Annotated in this window: 21 protein-coding genes; 7 read left to right on the forward strand and 14 right to left on the reverse strand. The window is 51.6% G+C overall.

Annotated features, from left to right (window positions below):
- Positions 1-11: 11 nt before the first annotated feature.
- On the forward strand, positions 12-209 hold the full coding sequence (locus tag DPRO_RS09330) for a heavy-metal-associated domain-containing protein (protein ID WP_097011796.1): 198 nt from the start codon (positions 12-14) through the stop codon (positions 207-209).
- 36 nt (positions 210-245) lie between these two features.
- On the opposite strand, the gene DPRO_RS09335 is transcribed toward DPRO_RS09330, so the two are convergent.
- Complete coding sequence (locus tag DPRO_RS09335) at positions 246-461, reverse strand: hypothetical protein (protein WP_097011797.1); 216 nt, start codon at positions 459-461, stop codon at positions 246-248.
- A gap of 167 nt (positions 462-628) precedes the next feature.
- Between DPRO_RS09335 and DPRO_RS09340 the strand changes: the two genes are divergently transcribed.
- A complete protein-coding gene (locus DPRO_RS09340) occupies positions 629-1,492 on the forward strand; it encodes a hypothetical protein (RefSeq protein WP_162291168.1) in 864 nt (287 codons plus the stop codon).
- Between the two features lie 179 nt (positions 1,493-1,671).
- Here DPRO_RS09340 and DPRO_RS09345 read toward each other — a convergent pair whose 3' ends face one another.
- Together DPRO_RS09345 and DPRO_RS20000 are read right to left on the reverse strand one after the other, a co-directional pair.
- A complete protein-coding gene (locus tag DPRO_RS09345) occupies positions 1,672-2,169 on the reverse strand; it encodes a rubrerythrin family protein (RefSeq protein WP_097011799.1) in 498 nt (165 codons plus the stop codon).
- Between the two features lie 353 nt (positions 2,170-2,522).
- Positions 2,523-2,687, reverse strand: coding sequence for a hypothetical protein (locus DPRO_RS20000; protein WP_157917419.1), 165 nt, complete (start codon positions 2,685-2,687; stop codon positions 2,523-2,525).
- A 204-nt stretch (positions 2,688-2,891) separates the two neighbouring features.
- Here DPRO_RS20000 and DPRO_RS09350 point away from each other — a divergent pair, with 204 nt between their 5' ends.
- Positions 2,892-3,767, forward strand: a complete 876-nt coding sequence (locus DPRO_RS09350; RefSeq protein ID WP_097011800.1) for a LysR family transcriptional regulator — start codon at positions 2,892-2,894, stop codon at positions 3,765-3,767.
- A 32-nt stretch (positions 3,768-3,799) separates the two neighbouring features.
- Here the strand turns inward: DPRO_RS09350 and DPRO_RS09355 are convergent, their stop codons facing one another.
- Together DPRO_RS09355 and DPRO_RS09360 are read right to left on the reverse strand one after the other, a co-directional pair.
- Positions 3,800-4,975 carry a THUMP domain-containing class I SAM-dependent RNA methyltransferase gene (locus DPRO_RS09355; RefSeq protein WP_097011801.1) on the reverse strand — a complete coding sequence of 392 codons (1,176 nt, stop codon included), beginning with the start codon at positions 4,973-4,975 and terminating at the stop codon, positions 3,800-3,802.
- 15 nt (positions 4,976-4,990) lie between these two features.
- A complete protein-coding gene (locus DPRO_RS09360; RefSeq protein WP_097011802.1) occupies positions 4,991-6,250 on the reverse strand; it encodes a hypothetical protein in 1,260 nt (419 codons plus the stop codon).
- 181 nt (positions 6,251-6,431) lie between these two features.
- On the opposite strand from DPRO_RS09360, the gene DPRO_RS09365 reads away from it, so the two are divergent.
- The 3 genes from DPRO_RS09365 to DPRO_RS09375 all read left to right on the forward strand — a co-directional run bounded on the left by DPRO_RS09365 (position 6,432) and on the right by DPRO_RS09375 (position 8,584).
- On the forward strand, positions 6,432-7,346 hold the full coding sequence (locus DPRO_RS09365; RefSeq protein WP_097011803.1) for a DMT family transporter: 915 nt from the start codon (positions 6,432-6,434) through the stop codon (positions 7,344-7,346).
- Between the two features lie 137 nt (positions 7,347-7,483).
- Positions 7,484-8,005: a type 1 glutamine amidotransferase domain-containing protein gene (locus tag DPRO_RS09370; protein WP_097011804.1), complete on the forward strand. Its 522-nt coding sequence runs from the start codon at positions 7,484-7,486 to the stop codon at positions 8,003-8,005.
- Positions 8,006-8,071: 66 nt separating this feature from the next.
- Positions 8,072-8,584, forward strand: a complete 513-nt coding sequence (locus DPRO_RS09375) for a methylated-DNA--[protein]-cysteine S-methyltransferase (RefSeq protein ID WP_097011805.1) — start codon at positions 8,072-8,074, stop codon at positions 8,582-8,584.
- 5 nt (positions 8,585-8,589) lie between these two features.
- Here the strand turns inward: DPRO_RS09375 and DPRO_RS09380 are convergent, their stop codons facing one another.
- The 3 genes from DPRO_RS09380 to DPRO_RS09390 are packed head-to-tail and all read right to left on the reverse strand — an operon-like array spanning position 8,590 to position 10,346.
- Positions 8,590-9,342 (reverse strand): hypothetical protein, encoded by a 753-nt coding sequence (locus DPRO_RS09380; protein ID WP_232005766.1) that lies wholly within the window; start codon positions 9,340-9,342, stop codon positions 8,590-8,592.
- Between the two features lie 6 nt (positions 9,343-9,348).
- Positions 9,349-9,843 carry a hypothetical protein gene (locus DPRO_RS09385; RefSeq protein ID WP_097011807.1) on the reverse strand — a complete coding sequence of 165 codons (495 nt, stop codon included), beginning with the start codon at positions 9,841-9,843 and terminating at the stop codon, positions 9,349-9,351.
- Entirely contained in the window at positions 9,843-10,346 is a 504-nt protein-coding gene (locus DPRO_RS09390; protein WP_097011808.1) for a hypothetical protein, read from the reverse strand. Before DPRO_RS09390 ends, DPRO_RS09385 begins: the two co-directional genes overlap by 1 nt.
- 487 nt (positions 10,347-10,833) lie before the next feature.
- Between DPRO_RS09390 and DPRO_RS09395 the strand changes: the two genes are divergently transcribed.
- Positions 10,834-11,715 (forward strand): LysR family transcriptional regulator, encoded by an 882-nt coding sequence (locus DPRO_RS09395; protein ID WP_097011809.1) that lies wholly within the window; start codon positions 10,834-10,836, stop codon positions 11,713-11,715.
- Positions 11,716-11,782: 67 nt separating this feature from the next.
- Here the strand turns inward: DPRO_RS09395 and DPRO_RS09400 are convergent, their stop codons facing one another.
- The 6 genes from DPRO_RS09400 to DPRO_RS09425 all read right to left on the reverse strand — a co-directional run bounded on the left by DPRO_RS09400 (position 11,783) and on the right by DPRO_RS09425 (position 22,483).
- Complete coding sequence (locus DPRO_RS09400; protein ID WP_162291169.1) at positions 11,783-13,627, reverse strand: sensor histidine kinase; 1,845 nt, start codon at positions 13,625-13,627, stop codon at positions 11,783-11,785.
- Between the two features lie 246 nt (positions 13,628-13,873).
- On the reverse strand, positions 13,874-14,698 hold the full coding sequence (locus tag DPRO_RS09405) for a tetratricopeptide repeat protein (RefSeq protein ID WP_097011811.1): 825 nt from the start codon (positions 14,696-14,698) through the stop codon (positions 13,874-13,876).
- A gap of 111 nt (positions 14,699-14,809) precedes the next feature.
- A complete protein-coding gene (gene gyrA, locus DPRO_RS09410) occupies positions 14,810-17,272 on the reverse strand; it encodes a DNA gyrase subunit A (RefSeq protein ID WP_097011812.1) in 2,463 nt (820 codons plus the stop codon).
- Positions 17,273-17,464: 192 nt separating this feature from the next.
- A complete protein-coding gene (gyrB, locus tag DPRO_RS09415; protein WP_097011813.1) occupies positions 17,465-19,867 on the reverse strand; it encodes a DNA topoisomerase (ATP-hydrolyzing) subunit B in 2,403 nt (800 codons plus the stop codon).
- Positions 19,868-21,037, reverse strand: a complete 1,170-nt coding sequence (gene dnaN / locus DPRO_RS09420; RefSeq protein WP_097011814.1) for a DNA polymerase III subunit beta — start codon at positions 21,035-21,037, stop codon at positions 19,868-19,870. It lies immediately after the preceding gene.
- A 147-nt stretch (positions 21,038-21,184) separates the two neighbouring features.
- Complete coding sequence (locus DPRO_RS09425) at positions 21,185-22,483, reverse strand: DnaA ATPase domain-containing protein (protein WP_097011815.1); 1,299 nt, start codon at positions 22,481-22,483, stop codon at positions 21,185-21,187.
- Between the last annotated feature and the right edge of the window lie 79 nt (positions 22,484-22,562).

Consider the following 22,562-nt stretch of genomic DNA (forward strand, 5'->3'; position numbering starts at 1 on the left):
AGGAGAACCATATGCCTGCCATCAAAGTGAAAGGAATGAGCTGCCAGCATTGTGTCAAATCCGTAACTGAAGCCATGGAAAAGATCGGGGCCACCAATGTGACCGTGGACCTGCTCTCCGGCGAAGTGTCCTACGAAGAAGATCAACCCATCAGTCCCAACGCCATCAAGGAAGCCATTCACCGAATCGGCTTTGAAGTAGTCGAATAAGAATGAAAAAGGGCAGCCCATTGGCTGCCCTTTTTATTACAACGCTTCCTTGAGCGGCAGTGTCAGCAAAACGCCACTGCCATCCTGCTTGTCATGCCGTGTTTTCTGCGCTGTGAACAAATGCGCGGTATCCGGTTCCACAGGACCGGACTCCACGAGGCAGTCACTGCATATTTTTCCCTTCTTGGTTTCCATGAAGAAATCATGTCTGTCGATTTCCTGTTGGCATTCGTTGCAACGATTTCTTTTCACTTGAAATCCCCCTGATTCATGATGTGGCGATCTTTGCCGTGTATGACGGGGTTTTCAAGATGCATGCCTCTTGTTCCTTTTTTTGCTCAAAACAACCTAAAGTTCCCCGGTAGACAGACGATAAGAGCAGCATGATTATTCAAGGCAGTCATATGAACCATGCGTTCATGCAAAAGTTGCAATCGCGCAAGGACCAGGGGCAGGACCTCGGGTCTGCCGAGGCATTATTGCAGGAAAAGCCTGGAATGCGTTTGGGCCAGATAGCCAAGAATTTCGATATGGACCCCGCCCATGCCGGACTCACACCTGCTGCCGAAGCCCTTGCCAAGGCACCGGGACAACAGGACAAGCTGGGCATAGTTGACGGGGAACAGCTCACCCTTGGAACCGTCTTTGCCAATGAAGTGATTCGACGGCTGGAAGGCGCTGACGGTGCCCCCCTCGATAGTGAAGGGCAGCCCAAGAATTCCGATGATCTCCGCCAGTCACTTGGTCAGACCATGGACTGGATTCGCGAGCGGTTCGGCGATGAAACAGCATCCGCTGCCGCGGGCATGATCCTTCAGTCCACCGCATCGGGCGTCACCGAGGACTCCCTGAGCGACGGACTGCTCAACACCCTGCAATTCATTGATCGCAATTTCGGCTTTGCAGCCGGAGATAGTGCCATTGCCCAGTTCAATGGTTCGCTGAACGACTCCCTGAACGGCTATTTCGAGAATGGTCAGAGCGAGCTGTTCTATGCAGTTTCTCCCGCTGAAACCGGCGAAGCATCTCAAACGCAGAACCTGAGCGCCCGATTCTTCAGCCATGCTGTTCAGGAAGCCTCGGATGGCGAGATTATCGATCCGACCCAGCAATTGCTGGAAGAATTGCAAAAGCAATTGGATGAAACTGCGCAATTGCAGGACCTGACATCCAAGATCGAAGCACAGATCAACCCCGAGCAGCTGACCCAGCAGGCCGCAGCCAATGCCTACAACGACGCATATGTCCCTGTAGAGCCGCAACTGACGAGCATGGCCGTCTAGCTCCGCTACAACGACCGACAACGACAAAGCCGTTCCATCTGGAGCGGCTTTTCTTATGAGGAACACCAACACCCAAAAGCACTATTGCGACGGTGTTATCCGCCGGTTGATGACCAGACGACATAAAAAAGCGCCCGATCCGTGATGGACCGGGCGCTTTGTACGATCAGCGTAAACTCTTAGTCGACCTTGTGGTACGCGCTGGGGGCTGCGCCACAGATAGGACATTTTTCAGTGGCTTCTCCATCCTGGGTGTGACCGCAGACGGAGCAGATGTAAAAGTCGGCTTCGGCGAATTTGTCGTCGTCAGCTTCCAGAGCTTCAGTGTAGAGCTGGGCGTGGATTTTTTCCGCCTCGTTGGCAAAACCGAAGTAACGGAGGATGGCGTTTTCGCCCTCTTCCTTGGCGTCGTCCATCATCTCGGGGTACATTTTCTCGAATTCGTAGGTCTCGCCGGAGATGGCGGCTTTGAGGTTTTCCTCAGTGGAACCGATACCTTTCATGAGGCGCAGATGAGCATGGGCATGAATGGTCTCGGCAGCGGCAGCGGCGCGGAACAGTTTGGCAACACCGGGTTTGCCTTCTTTTTCGGCTTTCTCGGCAAATGCGAGGTACTTACGGTTGGCCTGGGATTCACCGGCAAAGGCTGCTTTCAGATTGTCTAATGTCTTGCTCATTTTCTTTCTCCTGAAAATAGGGGTTGTTGGTCTGTTCGGGATAATTTGTATCGAAACAGGGCGTTAGATTCAAGCAAAAAATGATAATAATTACTACTTTTCTATAATTACTTGAATTATCAGTAACTAATCAAACAAACATTTAAGCCTGTTAATGTATATAAGGAAATAGCATTGCATCGAAATGAATGCCATTGATTAATAACATGGAGCCCGAGCCTCCATCATAAATGGGGAAACACTGAATCAGAGACAAAAAAAAGAGTCGCCCCTACCCGGACGGAAAGGATGACGTATCCGGGTAAGGGCGGCTCTAACCCGCTTGATCGGGGAGCGTGTGCTCCCTGAAAAATTTAGACGCCGCGAGTGAACAGCAGCAAGGTGAAAGAAGCCATTGCAGCAGAAGCGGCAGAAATGGCGCGGAACGGGCGCCTGCGGGTCTTGCGCGGGGCGATTTGCGGACGGTTGTTGTCACGCAGAGCCATCATCGAAAGTCGGGTATCGCATTCCATGCTCATGATTATCTCCTTACCTTGTCACCAAACGGGTTGTATGTACTTGGTCCGTGTTTGGACGCATTTCCATGACTGAACATCTACGGAAGGACGGATCATCAATCCAATTGTTTAATTCGATGCACTTGTTCAGTTTTCCTGATGGTGATAGAGTTCTTCATCAGATATGATAATCACAAAACGTATTTTATATGAAACGAGGCAGTTATGGAGCTTTATCAACTTAACACTTTTGTAATAGTCGCCGAAGAGGGGCATCTCACTCGGGCAGCCGAACGGTTGCATGCCAGCCAGCCCACGGTTTCCGCTCATATCAAGAGCCTGGAAGAAGAGTTGGAGACCAGGCTGTTCATCCGAACTCCAAAAGGCATGCAGCTTACCGAGGCTGGAGAACGTCTGTTGATGAAAGCACAGAACGTCCTTAATGCAGCACGGGAACTGCGGCTTGAAGCGCGAAATATGGGTGATGAGTTGGTGGGCGACATTTCCATGGGCCTGAACACCGATGCCGAATACCTGCAAATCGTTCCGTTGCTCAAATCACTGGGTGAAGAGCACCCCAAAGTCACCCTGCTCATCCAGCAAAGCGGGAGTACCTCGGTTCAAGGGGCCATCCGCAAGGGGAAGCTCGATTGCGGATTCATCTTCGGCGCGCCTCGACACAAGGATATCCACGCGGTTCACTTGGAAACCACGCGGTTTTTTGTTGCTGTACCGGATGTCTATCGCGACCGAATGGAAATGGGAATGGAAGCACTGGCCGATCTGCCGTGGATACTCGACCCAAGCGACAACCCCGTGCAGAAGCTGACAACGCCGTTCTTCGAATCAATGGGCATTCGGCCGCGAAACACACTGGAAGTGGATGGCGATGAGGTTATTCGCGTTCTGGTGGCCGCAGGCAGAGGATTGTCCTTCATGCGGGAAAACGAGCTGACTCTGGCGAACAGAATCGGCAAGGTCCACGCCATGCCCTTTGATCAGCTCGCCATCGATCTGCACTTCGTTTGTCTGCAGCGACGAGATCAGGACCCTGTCATGCAGGCCGTCATCAATCACGTGGTCAAACTGTGGCGTACCTAGGCAGACTCACACCACCAGTTGAGCCCGTTCGTCTACTTCTGCTTGCGCGTGCCTGAATACAGTTCGTATTCGAGCAGGCGGCATTCGATCTTTGCGCTGAAGAAAATCTTGCGGCTTTTGGTTCGCAGGCCCACTCTTTTGGCGAGAGTACTGTTCCCGGTAAAGATAAATCCGGTCTTGCCACCACACGACTGTTTGAAGAAGTCGCCGATGCCCTTGTACACATCTTCCAACTCACGAACCTCACCGAGCCGTTCGCCGTATTCAGGATTCAGAAAGACCAGCCCCGGTCCCTCCGGAATTTCGGTTTCCCGAAAATCACACAACCCAAACTCGATGAAATCGCCCACTCCGGCGATTCGGGCGTTGTCCTTGGCCGCCTCAATAGCATCGGGATCGTGATCAGTGGCAATGATACGGCCCTTGATCTCGGGATTCTCCGCATCTTCAGCAGCATCGATCAGGCCGTTCCAGCGCTCTTCATCATATCCTTTCAAATGCATGAATGCGAAATTGTCGCGAAGCAGTCCTGGCGCGCCGTTCATGGCCATTAACGCTGCCTCGATGGCGAGGGTTCCGGCTCCGCACATGGGCGCGATGAAATGTCCCCCTTCCTTGGCAATTCTCGGCCAATCAGCGGAAAGAATACATGCGGCAGCAAGTGTCTCCTGCATGGGCGCCTTGTGTGGACGCTTCCGGTAGCCGCGCTTGGGCAGCGGTTCGCCGGTGGTGTCGAGATAGATGGTCGCTTCACGGCCACGCCAATGCAGAAACAGGCAGACGCCCTTGGTTTCCGGCCCGGAATCGGGGCGGGACCCGAAACGGTCCATGAACCTGTCTGCCACGGCATCCTTCACCTTGAGGCCCGCAAAACGCGAGTCGTTCACACCCGTATCCCGTATGACCGCATCAACACGGAAATAGCTATCGGTATCCATGTATTCTTCCCACGGGAGATTACGGATGGTGCGATAGAGATCATCCGGTCCGAACGCTTCAAACCGCTTGAGCTCGAACAGTACACGGTGTCCGGTGCGGATATGCAGATTCAAGCGCATACAGTCGTGCAGTGTGCCGCGAACCATGACACCGGCGTCCATGACGTGTGTCTGGTCAAATCCCAATTCCTTGAGTTCGGATTGCAGGTATTCCGGCAAACCTTTGGGACAGGTGACAAGTATGGCGGATTGTTTCTCGAATACGGACATGATCATTTCTCGTGGTTAAAGGGGCCGCATGTTCCATTCTGCGGCAGGGTCGAGAGGCTGTACCTTGCTTCCATCGGGTTCGTCCACCTTTGCGTTGGCCTGATCTGCGGGCGAAGAGAGCGCCACCATATACCCCATGACAATAGGTACGGCCATGGCCGGATCAAACAACAGAGGCGTAGTCATTCCCTGGGCAAACAGGGCCGCAGTCAATCCCGCGCCCATGCGACTCAGATTCTTGAAAAGCAGCGTGAAAACGAACACCAGAAGCGCGGCAGGCACTGTCGCGCCCCACCCGTACAGCAAGCGGAGCCAGAAAGACGGGACCTGTGTCAGATAGACGCCCATGATGGTCGGCTGACCCGTTGCCGTTTCCCAAATGGCTGTCATTCCCGGAGGAAACGTCACCGGTAATCCGATGTTCAGCGGGTAGCCCGTCAACAACAGAGAAGGCGTTTCAGAGAACAATCGCAGAGCTTCCACCCAGAGCCAGTAATCCACATACCGAATGGATTCCGATGCCGTGGGCGGCAGAAGGAAGGTCACCACCAGCAGGAGCGCACATACCAGGGCATACAGGCTGCGCATGAGCAGTCGGCCGCGACCGAAACAGAGAACTATCCAACCGGCGGCGAAATATCCGGTTCGGGAAAAACAGGTCAGCAGCCCGATTAAGACCAGTACACGCCACCACGTATTGCCCTGATCCGGTTCAACCCGCCCTCCTTCATTGAGGCCGGGTTTCAGGCCGGCACACAGGGAGATAAGGAGCAGCCCGGCCAGAATATCGGCGTTGCCAATCCAGCGAATGGTCGGAACCGTGCCGTACATGAATACTTCAAATACCAAATTCACTATGCAGATGACAGAGAGCAACGCACCGAATCGTTGAAAATCGTATCGATCCGCCATACCGCAGGTTCCCGCCCACAGCAGGGCAAACAGGGCGTAGGCAACGGGCGCGAATTCCCTGATATATGGAAAGACTGTTTCCAAAAGGATTCTGATATCCGATGTGTACAGAGCGAGTCCGGCCACAAGGCAGAGGAAGAGGAGCGTCTTGGAAGTAAAACCGGTTGAACGCGGCGCGTCAGGCGAGGGCCGATGCAGGCCTATCAGGACACCCAGTCCTGCCAACAGCAGCCATGGGAGGTTTTCCAGGTAAGCACCTTGCCCATCCACCAGTCGAACCATTGCCATGCCCATTGGTACGGCAACATACGCTGCGGCAAGGGGAACGGCTGAAAGACGATTCCTGGAGGATGAAATACCCATAACGCTGTTCATAGGACCCTTGGGATACCGCGTTCCCGTTCACAGGTAAAGAGAGGACGCCACCTGTCTCCGATTGAATCATGCCGCTCAGGGCTGAAACCGATATTTTCAATTGCCCCGCAGGAACCGGATGGTTTAGAAGGCGTCACGGGTAATTGCCCGTAAAATACATGGAGGAAACATGACCACTGCGACAATCAAACGAATGGGCCTGACCGAATGGCTGCTTTTGACTACCCTTTCCATCATATGGGGTGGCTCATTCTTCTTCAATGCAGTGGCCCTGCGCGACTTTCCACCGCTGGTCGTGGTGTGGGGACGCGTGTTCATCGGATTTCTCGGGCTGACTGCCATTGTTGCCCTGACCAATCAGAATGTCCGGTCGCACCTCCATCGCTGGCGGCAGTTTCTGACTCTGGGAATACTCAACACATTCATCCCCTTCAACCTCATCGTCTGGGGTCAACAGTATATTGATAGCGGGCTTGCCGCAGTCATTAACGCGACGACCCCGGCCTTTACCATTCTTGTCGCCCATTTCGTGACCAATGACGAATCCGCTTCCATGCGCAAATTTTCCGGTGCGATCATCGGGTTGGGTGGTGTTGCCACGCTTATCGGTACCGATGCCCTGACCGGATTCGGCGATCATGTGCTCGGGCAGCTCGCCATCATGGGCGCAGCATGCTCTTACGCCTTCGGGTCAACCTATGCCCGTCGAATGACCGGTATTCCCCCGATGGTGATAGCCTGCGGCCAGTTGGCCGGATCATCACTGGTCATGACCCCGGTCATGTTTTTCATCTGCCGCCCATGGACCCTGCCCATGCCCGGCAGTGATGCCATTTTCGCCGTAATAGGGCTCGGCCTTGTCTGCTCCACCTTGGCCTATCTCATCTTTTTTCGGATACTCACCTCGTCCGGCGCCACCAATATCAGCCTTGTCACCCTGCTCATCCCTGTCTCGGCATCCGGGCTGGGTATAACCTTTCTCAATGAGCCGTTCACCTGGCGACTGGCCACCGGCATGGTCATCATCTGCCTGGCCGCTGCGCTCATCGATGGGCGACTCAAACTGAGAAGACGATTTGCCTGATTAAGCATCTGCCAGTTTTTGTTTCCGAACAGGAAGTCTGCGCCTGTTTTTGAATTGCAGGGAGCATCACTTCCCCTCGGCAATGTGTTCAATTATGTGATACGATCCAGTCTGAATCAGAATAAATGGAGGTTTCGATGAAAATGAAAGGTCAACGCGTGTTGATGTTTGTGGATAATATCTTCGAAGATATGGAGCTGTTGTACCCCTACTATCGATTGATCGAGGAAGGCGCTGAAGTGGTTGTCGCCGGTCCCGAGGCAGGAGCCGTGTATACCGGAAAAAACGGGTATCCATTCAAGTCCAACGCAGCCATAGCCGATCAGCAGGCTGATGACTTCGATCTGATCGTCATTGCCGGTGGTTTTGCCCCGGACAAGCTCAGAAGGGATCCCAAAGTGCTCTCCCTGACACGCGAAATATTTGAAGCCGGAAAGGTAATGGCCCACATCTGCCATGGCGGCTGGATTCCCATTTCAGCCGGTATCATGAAGGGCTTTACCTGTACTTCCACCCCCGGCATCAAGGATGATCTCATCAATGCCGGAGCAACATGGGTAGATGAAGAGGTCGTGGTCGATCGCAATCAGATTTCAGCGCGCAAGCCCGACGACCTGCCTGCCTTTTGCCGGGCCATCATCGAGGCAGCCACCAAATAATCAACAACGTGGCTTGTGCGACCTATCCGTACGAGCCACGTCTTTGCATGCCAGGGAGACGCAACCATGCTCCTGCGACACATTTACGCCCAAACAGACTTTGGTCCCATCCTCGCAAGTTTCACGTGCAACGGTGTATGCTCCATCGAATTCGGTGAATCAAAGGACGCCCTCATACAGTCACTTGCAGACAGGTTTCCCGCAGCGGACATCCGGTCCGGTGAAAAGGAACTCCGTGCTGAACTTAGTGAGATAGTTCAATATATCAATGATCCGTCCAAAGAACTACGCATGTCGATCGATAGCGTGGGAACCGCTTTTCAGCAGCACGTATGGGAAGTGTTGCGTACAATCCCGGTCGGTCAGACTCGGACTTATTCCGAAGTAGCGCAGGATATGGGTATGCCGGAGGCTTTCCGTGCGGTGGCTTCGGCCTGCGGCAGAAACAGGCTGGCTGTAATCATCCCCTGTCATCGCGTGATGCGCAAGGATGGCGGTCTGGGCGGGTACCACTGGGGAATAGAGCGAAAACAGGCGCTACTTGAGCGTGAGAAGCAAATCATGGGTTATACGAAGTAGCCCGGCTACCAGATGGCGTCGCCCAGGCTCCCTTCAACCGAGTAGGGAACGATTTCCTTGCCAACGGTTTTTTCGCCCGTCAGTTCAAAGGTCGTCAGAAAAAGATTTCCCTCGCCGATAATACCAGTGCCTGATGTTTTGATTTTCAGGGGACTGCCCATGGAGAAGTCGCGCACCGATAGCTCTCTTTCCTTAATCTCGGTCATGAAAGCGATATCTTCAACAAAGCGCTCACCCGGTAGAATCAACTGCTGGGATCGCATGTCCAACCACCCTTTTTTCGGCAGTTTTGCACCAGGCGGAAGGAAGAAACTTCCTGCTACCCGCATCTGACCCTTGATATCCGCCCCGCCAAGCAGTGCAGTGATATCCACATCCCCTTCAAAGGCCATCGTGCCATTGCCGAATAACTCCAGTTCGCACTCGGAACCGCCTGTATCGAGGCGGACATAGGCCATGGGCGAGAATCCCATGGTGACATACGCCCAGTTGAACTTCAGGCTTCCCGGCGTGTCGGCAACGGTTATCTCCAAGCCGCGGACGCGAAATCCGATGGGTCCGTCACGGTCGATCCCTTCCCAGCGCAAACCAATGGTCGGCAGCCGCTCATCAAGGGAGACCAATGCGGACGCCCAAATCTTGTTCCATGGTGTAAACAGGGCAATACCGATGGTAAATCCCAGGAGGACAAGGAAAAATCTGGCGATAATGCGCCCTGGCAGTGAGGAATATGTTTTATCAAAGGGTGATGTCATCATTCATCCTCAACGCGCCACTATCAGGTGAACATCGGCCAATCGCGGATCATTCGTATTTCGAGTCATCATGCAACTCGGGGTCTGCAGACTGGCCTTATCTCGCAGAGCGGTCAAAAACCCCATCAATTCCGTGAGAGACAGTCCCTCAAATGTGACCTGAAGACCTTCGGTCGCCCTGTTGACGGTGGTCTCGCGAATGGAAATCAGCTTTGTCTCAATCTGTATATCGTCGATAATGAACCACACAGCATCATTGACGGAGAGATGAGCAAGCCCACCCTGCTGCGCCCGCAACGACTTGATATCCTCCACAATGACGGCGACATTACCATACATCTCTCGCTGTGAGGCGATTTCCTCAGTGATACTGGTGGCAAAAAGCCGTAAACCGACGGTTACCGCCAGGGTCAGGATGATCATCCCGACCAGCACATTCCGGAAAAACTTGTCCTGCGAAATCTGCGGCCATGAACTCCAGAAATATTGTTTGGTGTCAGGCATTATTTCGGCTCCACCAACAATGTGAATTCCAGACCGCCAAACACGGTTTCACGTTTTTCCAACGTGAAATAATACATGTCATCGTCTGTCAGTTGATTCATATACTGGTCGAATTTGCCCACATTGGGACCGAAAAACCCGCTGATACGCCCCTGCATCCCCTTCAGGGATACTGTCTCTATCCGCAGACTCGGTACCGCCGGACGACTCAATGAGGCCAGCACGCTGACCGGATCCAGTCCGATACGGACATTGGCCGCCAGTTTCCCCTGCTCAAATTGCAGACGACCAAACGGGGAACCGCCGATATCCTCACCAAGCACTGAAACATACAGGTCACGAGTGGCATCCTCTATCTGCTTCAATTGCGCCCAGTTGTGGTAATAACGGACACCCTGTCCAGCGAGAATCAAACCGCAGATAATAGCTACCCACACGAAATCACGGATGAATCGTTTCGATGCCTTCTGCTGGTATTCATTGGGGGATTGTTCTGCCACCATCAAACTCAAATACGCGAATACGCGTAACGGGGCAAGGGAAGCCTGTTTTAACGGACCGCTTCTACAGTGCTGGCTATGACGACGTATTATCAATAGACAACGCCAATTCCACTGCAAAAGACAAAAAAAACCGGCACGTTTCAAAAGGGAGAGGAAACGTGCCGCTTTTTTTGAACGCCCGACAAACTGGGGAGAGGGCCGAACGTTCTATCACTGTCGGAATAAATATATCAATCGAACAATATCATATTACCATAACAATAGCGTCGATTTGTATCACATCATGCAGAACCGTACGGGAGTTGTTGAGTCCTCAGCCCGAAAACGATACAATCACCTCGAACAGTGGTTGCGGACGTTTCGGTTACCCGCCCTGCAATACGGCAGTTTAATACGAATTAGGACGCCCTTGGTCCAATAACAAAGCGTGAGGGCTGTCATAACAAAATGCTATCGCTCAAAATCGTTTTTTCAGTAAGGTAATTACATGGAATTATATCAGCTTAGAACGTTATTGGCCGTAGCAGAAGAAGGCAACTTTACCCGTGCGGGTAAACGGGTACACGCAACGCAACCAGCAGTTTCCGCCCATATAAAAGCGTTGGAAGAGGAGTTGGGCGTACGTCTGTTTGATCGTACTCCCCGGGGTGTTGAGCTGACCGTAGCCGGAACCGAACTCATCGGTGATGCCATCGAGGTACTGGCGGCCGCAGAAAAAATGCAGGCCAGAGCAGTCACCCTTCATGGAGAAATCACCGGTAATCTGGCCATTGGGCTGTGTACCGATCCACGGTATCTCAACGTCACCGAATTGCTGGAAAGCATGAATGAGCAGTTCCCGAAACTGAATCTCAAGCTGGTGCAATCCCCGTCGGGAGTTGTTATCTCCGAACTGCGCTCCAAGAATATTGATGCCGGATTCGTTTTCTCAGGTAACCCTTACGGCGACGTAAAAGCCATCAAGCTGGCTGAACCGCAGTACTCGATCATGGGAGCTGCCAAGTGGAAAGAACAGTTGGAGAACGCTTCTGCTGCCGAGCTGTCCCAGTTCACATGGGTCATGCCCACAAGCCATTGTCCGTTTCGAGAATTACAGCTCAACATATTCAAGGAACACGCCATAGCTCCGGCAAGGACCATTGGCGCTGATTCAGAAGAAGTCATCCGCCCACTGGTTGTCGAAGGCAAAGCACTGGCCATTGTGCGTGATGATGAAGCCAAGCAGTTGCTGGAAGACGGGACAGGCGCAGTCTGTTCCTCTCTTGGAAGGCATCCGGTGGAGCTGAATTTCGTTTACCGAAAATCACAGGCCGAAGATCCGGCCATTGCCGCTCTCATCAAAGTCGTTCGCAACTTGTGGAAAGTGTGATTAGACGCAGGATGTGTTGATACGATCTGTGCAGGACAATTCTAGCACTGCCGCCGCACAAATCTACCTATTTAGCTGTAGTCGGTATGGTAAAAGTGAATGATGACCCATACTCATGTTCACTTTCAGCGGATATCATTCCACCATAATGCTCGACTATTCTTTTTGAAATAGCCAACCCCATACCGCTTCCGCGGGCGATATTGGTATTGATGGTGCTCTGGGTCACCTGATAGAATTTATCGAAGATATTTGCCAATTCCTCTTTGGGAATTCCCATTCCCGTATCGCTGACAGTTGCCTTGAGCCATCCGCCCTCTGTGGTTGTCACCCGCAGGTTGACCGAACCATGGAACGTGAATTTTGCGGCATTGCCGACCAGATTGTTGAGCACCTGAAGCAACCTGTCCGGATCAGCGACTACACCCGGTAAATTGTCATCGACTTCCATATGAAATTTTACGGCAGTACCCGTGAAATACCCTTCTAAAATAGGAAGCGCCTGAACAAACAACTCATTGGTGTCGATAGACACATCGTTCCAGGCTATTTCACCTGCATCGATCTTTGACAGGTCGAGAAAGTCGTTGATCAACCTGGTCAGGCGTTCCCCTTCGCTTTCAATGATACCGAGATTTTTACGAATCCGTTCACTTCGTTCACCAAGGTCTGCATATTCTGAACACAATGGCACGAAATATTTAATAAAATCTCTTTCTATTATTTTACAGAAACCGAGAACCGACGTGAGCGGAGTGCGCAGATCGTGAGAAACGGTATTCACCACCGCTGTTTTGAGATTGTCCACTTTCTTCAATTCGTGATTGGCCATTTCCAATTCACGAGATCGCTGGACCAGTTCTTCCGTACGTTGCTCTATGAGTGATTCCTGATACTTGTTCATTTCCTCAAGCTCGTTTTCAACGAGGCGTTTGGCCCTGTTACTGGCAAGGAGCTTGAATATGAACAGAATCATCGTCAGAACGAGTAATGCAGCAATCAGTATCTGTGACCGATACCGTTCATACAAATTGATCGGCTTGTTTATTACAACACTGTTTTTCGGGATCAGCCTTGGATTGATATCAAACGATTCCAGCTCGTTGTAATCGAACATGTATTGATTGGAGTCCTGTGTGACAACCTCGATATCCGAAGGTTTCATTCCATTCATAATGTCCAGGGCTATTTCAGCCGCCATGACACCATGTCTGTACCCCGAGGTAATCATCCCCCCAACTATGCCTCTCCCCAGATAGAAATCCCACATCCCATATATGGGGACACTGGTTACGCTGCGAAGCTGTGTGATAGATTCAGTATAGGTATACCAGTTACCCAGTCCATCTCTGTTGAATGACGCCAACAAGACAGCACTTCCCTTGGCCAGATTGGAAATGGTCTTCTTCACCTCAGCCATGCTCATCTTGTCTATCCAGGCAAAATCCAGACGGCCACGGTAATCCGGAAGTATATCCTGAATCAGTTTACGGCTGATCATGCCCGTGGTGGTATCATCCACCACCACATACATCCGCTTCAGATCCGGCTGGAGGCGCAAAGCTGCTTCAATGGTCAGGCGTATATCAGTGAATTCCAACACACCCGTCATATTGGACATATCGTGTGTGTTATGAAAATCCAGATCGTTGACGCCACAAAATACAATCGGCGCATTATTGAAAAGCGACCGATTGTTTACAGCAAAATTAACGGCATTATCATCGGAAACGATAACCGCATCAAATGCGACATCACTGTACTTGAAGCGATACTGTTCCTTGAGTAATTCAAGGTATTCAGGACTGAAATAGTTCTTCGTGTCCATGTGTTCCACATACATTTTGTAGGATGTGGAATCCTTGCTCAGAACGTCGGAAACACCACGGGTGATGCTATCCGTCCACAACATGTCACGATTATAGGAATTGAGAAGGAGAACCCGGCGCACAAGTTGCCCGTCGCTTTTCGCGGGAACGAAAAGACTGACGACAAAAACGAGTAGTATCAACCCAAGGTAATGGTGCCGACTCACTGCTGCAAGCTCCCTGCGACTATCGCAAATGCATGAGATTCCCCGATTGGAAATACACCATGCAGAGAATTTGAAACAAAAGCTATTATATATATTCGCTAAATCACCATTATTCAGAGCGCGTTACTGAGCCGGCGGAACAGCAGGAATCTCCTTGGGTGCAATATACGGCAGATTACTCAATCGGGATTCAATGACTTTCGGATTGGGATACGTGGTCAGAATCGATTCCAACAATTCCTTTGTCTTGGCGTAATCCCTTTCGTTTTCGTAAATATCAGCAAGCAGAAATATGGCCAAGGCTCTTCGCTCTTCAGACACGCCATCCAGCTCCAAAAGGGATTCGAGTACGCGCCTGGACTGGTTCCAATTAGTGATGAACGAATAACTCTGGGCCAGCTCGTACATACACTCTGCTTTCGCTTCATTGTCATTGGTGGAATCAGCGCAATTTACAAGGGTCGCTGCAACCATTTCATAATCGCCCATGGAGCGGTACAACCGAGCCATACGTAATTGGGTCTTGAATGTGTTCTCCGGCGAATTCACCGCATGTACAAGGCATTTTTCGTATGATTCTATGGCTTTGCTGTAGTTACCCAGTTGTGCATACACATCACCCATCTGGAACATGATAGACCATGCCACATCAGGATCTGTTCCCAGCTCCAGATACATTGCTTCAAGGAGCACCACCGCCCGATCAAAATCGCCCTTCACAGAAATAGCAATCTCGCTGAGGCGATCCCAAGCCTCTTTGCGGAACGTCCCCTGCGGTTCTACCTGCAGATAGCGCTCATAGCCTTTCTCGGCCTCCAGATAGAGACCTTTGGAATAGGCATCCCGGGCATTTTCTATATCCTCGTGACCTGGGGAAGTGCCTGATTTGCACGCTGCCGTCATCCCCATAACGACAACCAGGATCAAGAGTAGTAAAAACCGCCGCATACTCCCTCTATACATGCATTTCCCATCTGACATCCTTCCCATGCCATGACAAGGAGATGATTGTAGGGTGTTATAAACGGGGCGGACACAGATTGTATCCGCCCCGGATGATTATTCTTCGTCTTTCTGAATCGAGTTCTTCTTCAACTCATCGTCATCGTCACGAACAAAGTCGAAACCGACAACACGGTTCTTTTCGTCCATGCGGACAAGTCGGACACCCTGTGTGGCTCGGCCACGGGTCAGGCTGACCTCACCCACGGACATGCGGATGATCTTGTTCTGCGAGGTGAGCAGAATGACGTCGTCACTCTCGTTGACCATGCAGGCGCCAATGACCTTGCCGGTCTTGTTGGTCAGTCGCATGTTCAGGATACCCTTACCGCCGCGAGACTGTACTCTGTACTGGTCGATGGAGGTACGCTTGCCGTAGCCGCCTTCAGAGACTGTCAGCAGCTGGCTTCGTTCCGGATCACCGGTGACGACACAGGAGACAACCTCATCGTCGCCGCGGAGGGCTACACCCTTGACACCGGCGGTGGCGCGTCCCAGCGGACGGGCATCGTTGATATTGAAGCGGATAGCCGATCCATCGCGTGTGGCGAGGATGCAATCCACATCCGGCTCGATCTCACGGACCATCATCAACTCGTCACCATCGCGCAGATTAACCGCACGGATACCAGTTGTGCGGCAGTTGCCGTACAGACCGATGGAGGAGCGCTTGACCATGCCTTTCTTCGTGACGAACAGGAAGAAGCGGTCATCATCGAACTCCCGCAGCGAGAGTGCGGTTGCGATATACTCATCCTTGTCCAAAGGCAACAGATTGTTGACGTGACCACCCTTGGCGTAGCGGGAACCTTCCGGTACCTGATGCGCCTTTATCTTGAACATCTTGCCCTGGTTGGTAAACAGCACCAGATGCTGGTGGTTGGTGGTGAGCATGAAGGTGTGAATGAAGTCACCATCACCTGTCTGCACACCGGCAATACCCTTTCCACCGCGGCGCTGGGCCGTGTAGTTGGACAGCGGGGTACGCTTGATATACCCGCGCTGAGACAGGGTAACCACAGTCTCTTCATCGGGAATAAGGTCTTCGATGTCGATGGAGTCAGGATCAGCCATGAGCAGATCGGAACGACGCGGGGTGGCGTAATTTTCCTTGATTTCAACCAGTTCGTCGCGAATGACGCCCTTGAGGACTTCTTCATTCTCGAGGATGGATTTGAAATACTCGATCTTCTTCATCAACTCGGCCAGTTCTTCGAGCAGCTTGTCATGTTCGAGACCGGTCAGCTTCTGCAGGCGCATATCAAGGATGGCCTTGGCCTGAATCTCGGAAAGCTCAAAGCGTTCCATCAGTCCGATGCGCGCCTCTTCAGGCGATTTTGAAGCACGGATCAATTTGACCACTTCGTCGATATTGTCGAGGGCAATGCGAAGTCCTTCCAGAACGTGGACGCGCTTTTCGCATTTATCGAGATCAAACTTGGTGCGGCGAATAATGACTTCGCGGCGGTGATCCAGGAAGTGACTCAGAACTTCCTTCAAATTCAGCAACATGGGCCGCTTACCAACAACAGCCATCATGTTGATGCCGAAGCTGGTTTCCAGCGGTGTGAATTTGTAGAGGGAGTTGATGATGATATCAGCGATGGCGCCGCGCTTGAGATCCAGCACGATACGAATACCGGTACGGTCTGATTCGTCGCGCAGGTCGGAAACGCCTTCGATCTTCTTTTCATGGACCAGGCCGGCTATTTTTTCCACCAGCGAAGACTTGTTGAGCGCATACGGAATCTCTTTGATTACGATGCATTCTTTTTTGCCTTTCTTGGCTTCTTCAACCTCGACCTTACCACGGATTTTGATTGAACCACGGCCACCTTTGTAGGCGTCGATCAATCCCTGACCGCCGAAAATCATGCCGCCGGTCGGGAAGTCCGGACCTTTGACATGTTCCATCATGGATTCGATGGAACAATCGGGATTGTCCAGCAGGTGGACGGTACCATCGATCAATTCGCCCAGGTTATGAGGAGGAATATTGGTAGCCATACCGACCGCAATACCGGTGGTACCGTTGAGCAGCAGGTTCGGAACCTTGGTCGGCAGAACCGACGGCTCCTGCATGGTGTTATCGTAGTTCGCACGAAAATCGACGGTCTTCTTTTCGATATCACCGAGGAATTCACCGCACAAACGGGCCATGCGAACTTCTGTATAACGCATGGCTGCCGCGGCATCGCCATCGATGGAACCGAAGTTACCCTGACCATCAACCAGCATGTCCCGCATGGAGAAATCCTGCGCCATACGAACAAGTGCGTCGTAAACGGCGGAGTCACCATGCGGGTGGTATTTACCGATAACGTCACCAACAACACGGGCTGATTTCTTGTATGCCCTGTTGTGATAGTTACCCAGATCATGCATGGCGTACAGAATACGCCTGTGAACGGGTTTCAGCCCGTCGCGCACATCCGGGATTGCACGCCCGATAATGACCGAAAGAGAGTACTCAAGGTAACTCTTCTTAAGCTCACTTTCGATAGTAATCGTATCTTTCATCAAATTGCCTCCTAGGAGAACGTCAGAGCCTCTATTGTGAACTTTGACGGTGCGACCCATGACGGGTCCCTATGTTCTCCCAAACGTTGTGTTACGCCGCTTTCAGGCAGCAATGCCACCTTGCTTTCAATGCGGCGGGGCTAATATAAATAGTCAATCAATTCCGAGTTGTTATTTCCGGAATTCTTTTCACTAAATATCCAGATCCTGAACAGCCAACGCGTTCTTCTCGATGAACTCGCGACGGGGCTCGACATTGTCGCCCATCAGGTCCATGAAAATGTCATTGGCTGCGGCAGCGTCTTCAATGGTCACCTGCAGCATGGTCCGTTTTTCCTGGTCCATGGTGGTTTCCCACAGCTGATCCGGGTTCATTTCACCCAGACCCTTATAGCGCTGGATCTGCCAACCCTTATGGGCTTCCTCAATGACGCCGTCGTACAGATTGAACAAACCGTTGACCACTTTCTCGCCATCCTTGATGTCGATCACGAACTCAAATCCGCCACAGGCTTCCTGAAGTTCCTTGAAGACATTGTAGCCCTGTTTGTAGAGCTTGGAATGGAAGAATTCCATGGCCAGACGCATGCGGTGTCCATTTCCGTTCTCAAAGGTGACGTAGGTACGGTCCTTGTCCAATTCATGGTCGCGCTCAACATCAATGTAGACCTTGAATCCAAGGGCTTCGAAGTCCTTTTTGAACTGTTCCGGGTCGTTCTCTTCAAAGTGGGTGAAGGAAATCCGTTGCGGGTAGGTCAGGAGTGCCTGATACAGCTCCCATTCAACACCGGTGGTTTCGGCTTCGCTGTATTTTGTACGCAGGAAGCGGATTTTCTCCATGATCGACATGAGGTCACCCTCGGCATACTGGTCACCGGTAGGCGTCTTGACCACAACGTCGCCACCCACACGATCGAGCAGGAAATTGTCCAATTCGATTTCATCCTTGATGAACCGCTCGAACTTACCCTTGTGGGCGCGGAACAGCGGCGGCTGGGCGATGTAGAGATGACCGCGATTGATCAACTCTTCGTACTGACGGAAGAAGAACGTCAACAGCAGGGTCCGAATGTGCGAGCCGTCGACGTCAGCATCTGTCATGATCACAACCTTGTGATAGCGCAGCTTGTTGAAATCCTTTTCTTCCTCATCCTGACCGATACCGATGCCCAGAGCAGTGATGAGTGCCCGGATTTCCTTGTTGCCGAGCATCTTGTCCATGCGGGTCTTCTCAACGTTGAGAATCTTACCGCGCAGTGGGAGAATAGCCTGATGTTTCGGGTCTCTGCCCTGTTTGGCAGAGCCGCCTGCAGAGTCACCCTCAACAATGAATATTTCGGATTCCTCGGGCTTCTTGGACTGGCAGTCGGCGAGCTTGCCGGGCAGGGCGTTGTCGGAGAGTGCGCCTTTACGACGAACCAGGTCACGCGCTTTGCGGGCCGCTTCACGTGCCCGGGCCGCATCAACGACCTTCTCAATGATGAAGCGCGCTTCCTTGGGGTTCTCCTCGAAAAACATGTTCAGTTTTTCGTAGATGATACCGGAAACGAGCCCCGTCGCTTCGGAGTTACCCAGCTTGGTTTTGGTCTGTCCCTCGAACTGCGGATCGCCCAATTTGACCGAAATGACCGAGGTCAAGCCTTCACGGACATCATCACCGGTCAGTTTCTTGACCAGCTTCTTGGGCAGATCGGCGTTCTGGACGTAGTTGTTGATGGCACGGGTCAGGGCGGTCTTGTAACCGGCCAGGTGGGTACCACCTTCGATGGTGCGGATGTTGTTCGCAAAGGTGTAGGTGTTTTCCTTGTAGGAAGACGTGTACTGCAGTGCGAACTCGACGATCATGTCTTCGGACTGACCTTCGCCGTAGACGATCTCGCCGATGGTGTTCAGGTTCTGGTTGATATCATTGACGTACTGTCTGATACCACCCTCGAATTTGAACACTTCGGTTTCAGTGTCCGGGTTGCGCTCGTCCTTGAACTCGATGGCAAGACCGGAGTTGAGGTAGGCCAGCTCCTTGAAACGCTTCTTGAGCACTTCATAATCGAACTGATTGACCTCGAAGATTTCTTCATCAGGACGGAAACGCTGGCTGGTACCGGTAGAGTTGGCCGGACCGATCTCTTCCAGTTCGTTGACCACGTTGCCACGCTCGAATTTCATCCGATAGGTGACACCGTTTCTTTTGACCGTTGTTTCCATGAATTCGGACAAGGCGTTGACGCATGACACACCAACACCGTGCAGACCACCGGAAACCTTGTAGGTATCGGAGTCGAATTTACCACCGGCGTGCAGGGTAGTCATAGCCAGCTGAACAGCCGGAACCCCTTCCTTCGGGTGGATTTCAACCGGAATACCACGGCCGTTATCCGTGACTGTGCAGGAGTTGTCCATGTGGAGGGTGATCTTGATCCTGTCGCAATAACCGGCCATCGCTTCATCGATCGAGTTGTCGATGACTTCGTAAACCAGATGGTGCAGACCGCGGATATCGGTGGAACCGATATACATGGCAGGCCGTTTGCGAACCGCCTCAAGCCCCTCGAGTACCGTAATTGACTCGGCGCTATAGTTGTTGTTCTCGCTCATCTACGCATTTTCCTCTGTGTAGTAAGTCTCTTCCTGGATCATCATGGGCATGACGATAACCTGGTAATCCTTGTCATCGGGGCCGGAAACACCGCATGGCGCTTCGGTACCGGTGAGCGTGAAAGTGACAGTGTCGGAATTAAAGTGATTCAGTATGTCGATCAGGTTCCGGGTAGGGAACGCAATACGCTTCATATCGCCGCTGAAGGTGGCATCAAGGGATTCTCTCGCGGTTCCTGTCTCCTGGCCTTGGGCGGACACCAAAACTTCGCTCCCGTCGAAAGTGAAGTATGCGCAGCGGTTGGAATCGGTGTTGAACAGAGAGACACGGGAAAGGGCATCCACCATTTCCAGACGATTGACTTCCAGCTTGGAAACATCGGGATCGTTCAGCTTGGCCAGGAAGTTCTGATAGTTGGGGTACTGGTAGTACGACAGCGGCAGGGTGAATGTTTCGCGCTGATCACCGGTTCTGAAGAACAGACGCTTGTCGGAAATGGCCAGCTCGATCTCATCGGCAGTGAGCCACTTCTTCAGCTCGGAGAGATACTTCTTCTGAATCAGCACACCATCTTCGGGCAGCATGTTGTAGATATCGTCGTTGACGAAATTGAACATGGCGAACTGATGGCCGTTGAGACCGCAGACTTCGACTTTCTTGTCACCGGCCACTTCACGGGGAGCGATGTAGATGCAGGCGATAGCTTCCATGGAATCTTCGTCGGAAATGCAGAACGCGATCTTTTCGATGATTTCATGGAGGAAATCACCTGACCAGAAAACGGTTCCATTCTCAGGGAACGTGGAAAATTTCTGAAACCATTCAGGATCATTCACCGGGAATTTGTATTTTCTGGCTCCCTGCTCAACTACGACGTTGGCAGAATCGTCGTCCGTGCGGATGGTCAATTCACCCTGCTTGGAACGGAGCTGCTTGACCAGATCATAAAAAGCACGGCCCTGAACACCGGCCAGACCTTCGCCTTCAATGGAGGCAGGATAGGCGCCTCGAAATTCCAGATTGGAATCCGTGGACATCACATTGAGGTTTCCATTCTCGCACTGGAGCCAGATGGTACGGAGAAACGCAGCTCCGGTTTTGGCCGGGATAATATTGGCCGACTTCTGGAGTCCTTCAATGATCTCATCTCTATTCACTTTCAGAAACATAAATAAATTCTCCTTTATTGAGATTTATTGTCTCGGTTCCTTTGTTCCTAATTAACTTAAGCTCAAGAAATAACTTGAAAAAGTAAGCACACTGATTGTTGCTGATTTGGAACTCTTTGAACCGGAAACACCATTTTTACTTTATGATCATGTCATGCGACATTTATTCTTCAGGGTTTTCAACAGTTGTTTCAAATCGTAGTCATCTTCTTGCATTTGTTTGATTTTTTTAACCGAATATAGCACCGTTGAGTGGTCTTTTCCACCAAAGGAACGACCAAGGGAGGGGTAGGATGTATTCAGCATCTGACGACATAGGAACATCGCAACCTGACGGGCCTGTGCTATATGTTGGTGTCGTTTCGTGCCGGTAAGGTCACTCACCCGAACATTGAAATGTTCACTGACGACACCCATGATCTTGCGCGGGGTCAGATCGTCAGTCGCTTTCTCTTCGGTATTGGAGAGGATGTGCTGGAAGTCCTTTTCCGTCAATTCCTTGCGCACCAGCTCCTTGAAAGCGAACAGCTTGAGCAGGATGCCCTGAAGGTACCGAAAGTCCGTGAAACGCTGTGCCAGGGTCAAAATCTGTTCCTTGCTCAAGGAGAGTCGTTTCATCTGGCACTGACGTTGGATATAGCCCACCCTGATTTCCAGATCCGGTTCCTTGAGCGTAACGATCAATCCCCAACCGAGGCGGGACTGGAGTGAATCGTCAAGAAAATCATAGCTGGTCACCTTGTCGCGACAGGCAATGACCATCTGCTTCTTATTGTCGTAAAAGTGGTTGAAAATATTCACCAGTTCCGATTGGAAATGGGGGTATTCACGCACTTTATGAAAATCGTCGATGAACAGGAAATCGTAATAGAACAGGTGATTTCTGGCTCGGAACGGGTCCCCTTTGAACTGGATCGTATACAGGGTGTTCAAATCGTCCATGGTTCCCATGAAGATCGTCGAGTAGTCGATGTTCTTGGAAATCGCATTGGCCACGGATTTCATCAGGTGGGTTTTACCTGACCCGCCCGGGCCGCAGATGATGAACGGGTTGAACAGGGAGGCGGATTGCTTGGCCACTTCCTTGGCAGAAGCGATGGGGAAGTAGTTTTTCTTGTTGATCAGGAAGGTGTCAAACGTGAATTCCTGACCGAAGGGGAAATCGATCCGTTTGACGACCGTCGTGACAGAAGGGGTACCGTTTGTGTCGTTTTGTCCGTTTTCACGGTAGGATACAAGGTAGCCGTTACCAAGGAAAAGATTCAGTTGCGCCTCGAACTTATCCTGTATTTCGCTTTCGAACCATTTGGCGAAAAAGGAATGGGGAAATCCGACGGTCACCCGCTTTTCTTCTTCTTCGTATTCGAAGTGAAGCGGATCGAACCAACGTTTGAGGTCGCTCTCAGAATTGGTCTGGAGAAGATGTTTGCGAAGGGACTGTTTCACGTTGTTTGACCGTATTGGAATAATTCCTATTATCCGTTTGATTTTATTATTTAAAAAAAAAATTCAAATTAGTCTAAAA

This window comes from Pseudodesulfovibrio profundus (assembly GCF_900217235.1).
Taxonomy (GTDB): Bacteria; Desulfobacterota; Desulfovibrionia; order Desulfovibrionales; family Desulfovibrionaceae; genus Pseudodesulfovibrio; species Pseudodesulfovibrio profundus.

What these genes read in the sequence shown, in the direction of transcription:
- DPRO_RS09380 (WP_232005766.1), bottom strand. Translation starts at nt 9,342, where the DNA reads ATGATGACATCACCCTTTGATAAAACATATTCCTCACTGCCAGGGCGC.
- DPRO_RS09375 (WP_097011805.1), top strand. Translation starts at nt 8,072, where the DNA reads ATGCTCCTGCGACACATTTACGCCCAAACAGACTTTGGTCCCATCCTC.
- DPRO_RS09385 (WP_097011807.1), bottom strand. Translation starts at nt 9,843, where the DNA reads ATGCCTGACACCAAACAATATTTCTGGAGTTCATGGCCGCAGATTTCG.
- DPRO_RS09405 (WP_097011811.1), bottom strand. Translation starts at nt 14,698, where the DNA reads ATGCGGCGGTTTTTACTACTCTTGATCCTGGTTGTCGTTATGGGGATG.
- DPRO_RS09360 (WP_097011802.1), bottom strand. Translation starts at nt 6,250, where the DNA reads ATGGGTATTTCATCCTCCAGGAATCGTCTTTCAGCCGTTCCCCTTGCC.
- DPRO_RS09350 (WP_097011800.1), top strand. Translation starts at nt 2,892, where the DNA reads ATGGAGCTTTATCAACTTAACACTTTTGTAATAGTCGCCGAAGAGGGG.
- DPRO_RS09395 (WP_097011809.1), top strand. Translation starts at nt 10,834, where the DNA reads ATGGAATTATATCAGCTTAGAACGTTATTGGCCGTAGCAGAAGAAGGC.
- gyrA (WP_097011812.1), bottom strand. Translation starts at nt 17,272, where the DNA reads ATGAAAGATACGATTACTATCGAAAGTGAGCTTAAGAAGAGTTACCTT.
- DPRO_RS09340 (WP_162291168.1), top strand. Translation starts at nt 629, where the DNA reads ATGCAAAAGTTGCAATCGCGCAAGGACCAGGGGCAGGACCTCGGGTCT.
- DPRO_RS09365 (WP_097011803.1), top strand. Translation starts at nt 6,432, where the DNA reads ATGACCACTGCGACAATCAAACGAATGGGCCTGACCGAATGGCTGCTT.
- DPRO_RS09355 (WP_097011801.1), bottom strand. Translation starts at nt 4,975, where the DNA reads ATGTCCGTATTCGAGAAACAATCCGCCATACTTGTCACCTGTCCCAAA.
- DPRO_RS09390 (WP_097011808.1), bottom strand. Translation starts at nt 10,346, where the DNA reads ATGGTGGCAGAACAATCCCCCAATGAATACCAGCAGAAGGCATCGAAA.
- DPRO_RS09370 (WP_097011804.1), top strand. Translation starts at nt 7,484, where the DNA reads ATGAAAATGAAAGGTCAACGCGTGTTGATGTTTGTGGATAATATCTTC.
- DPRO_RS09330 (WP_097011796.1), top strand. Translation starts at nt 12, where the DNA reads ATGCCTGCCATCAAAGTGAAAGGAATGAGCTGCCAGCATTGTGTCAAA.
- DPRO_RS09400 (WP_162291169.1), bottom strand. Translation starts at nt 13,627, where the DNA reads ATGTTGTGGACGGATAGCATCACCCGTGGTGTTTCCGACGTTCTGAGC.
- DPRO_RS20000 (WP_157917419.1), bottom strand. Translation starts at nt 2,687, where the DNA reads ATGAGCATGGAATGCGATACCCGACTTTCGATGATGGCTCTGCGTGAC.
- gyrB (WP_097011813.1), bottom strand. Translation starts at nt 19,867, where the DNA reads ATGAGCGAGAACAACAACTATAGCGCCGAGTCAATTACGGTACTCGAG.
- dnaN (WP_097011814.1), bottom strand. Translation starts at nt 21,037, where the DNA reads ATGTTTCTGAAAGTGAATAGAGATGAGATCATTGAAGGACTCCAGAAG.
- DPRO_RS09345 (WP_097011799.1), bottom strand. Translation starts at nt 2,169, where the DNA reads ATGAGCAAGACATTAGACAATCTGAAAGCAGCCTTTGCCGGTGAATCC.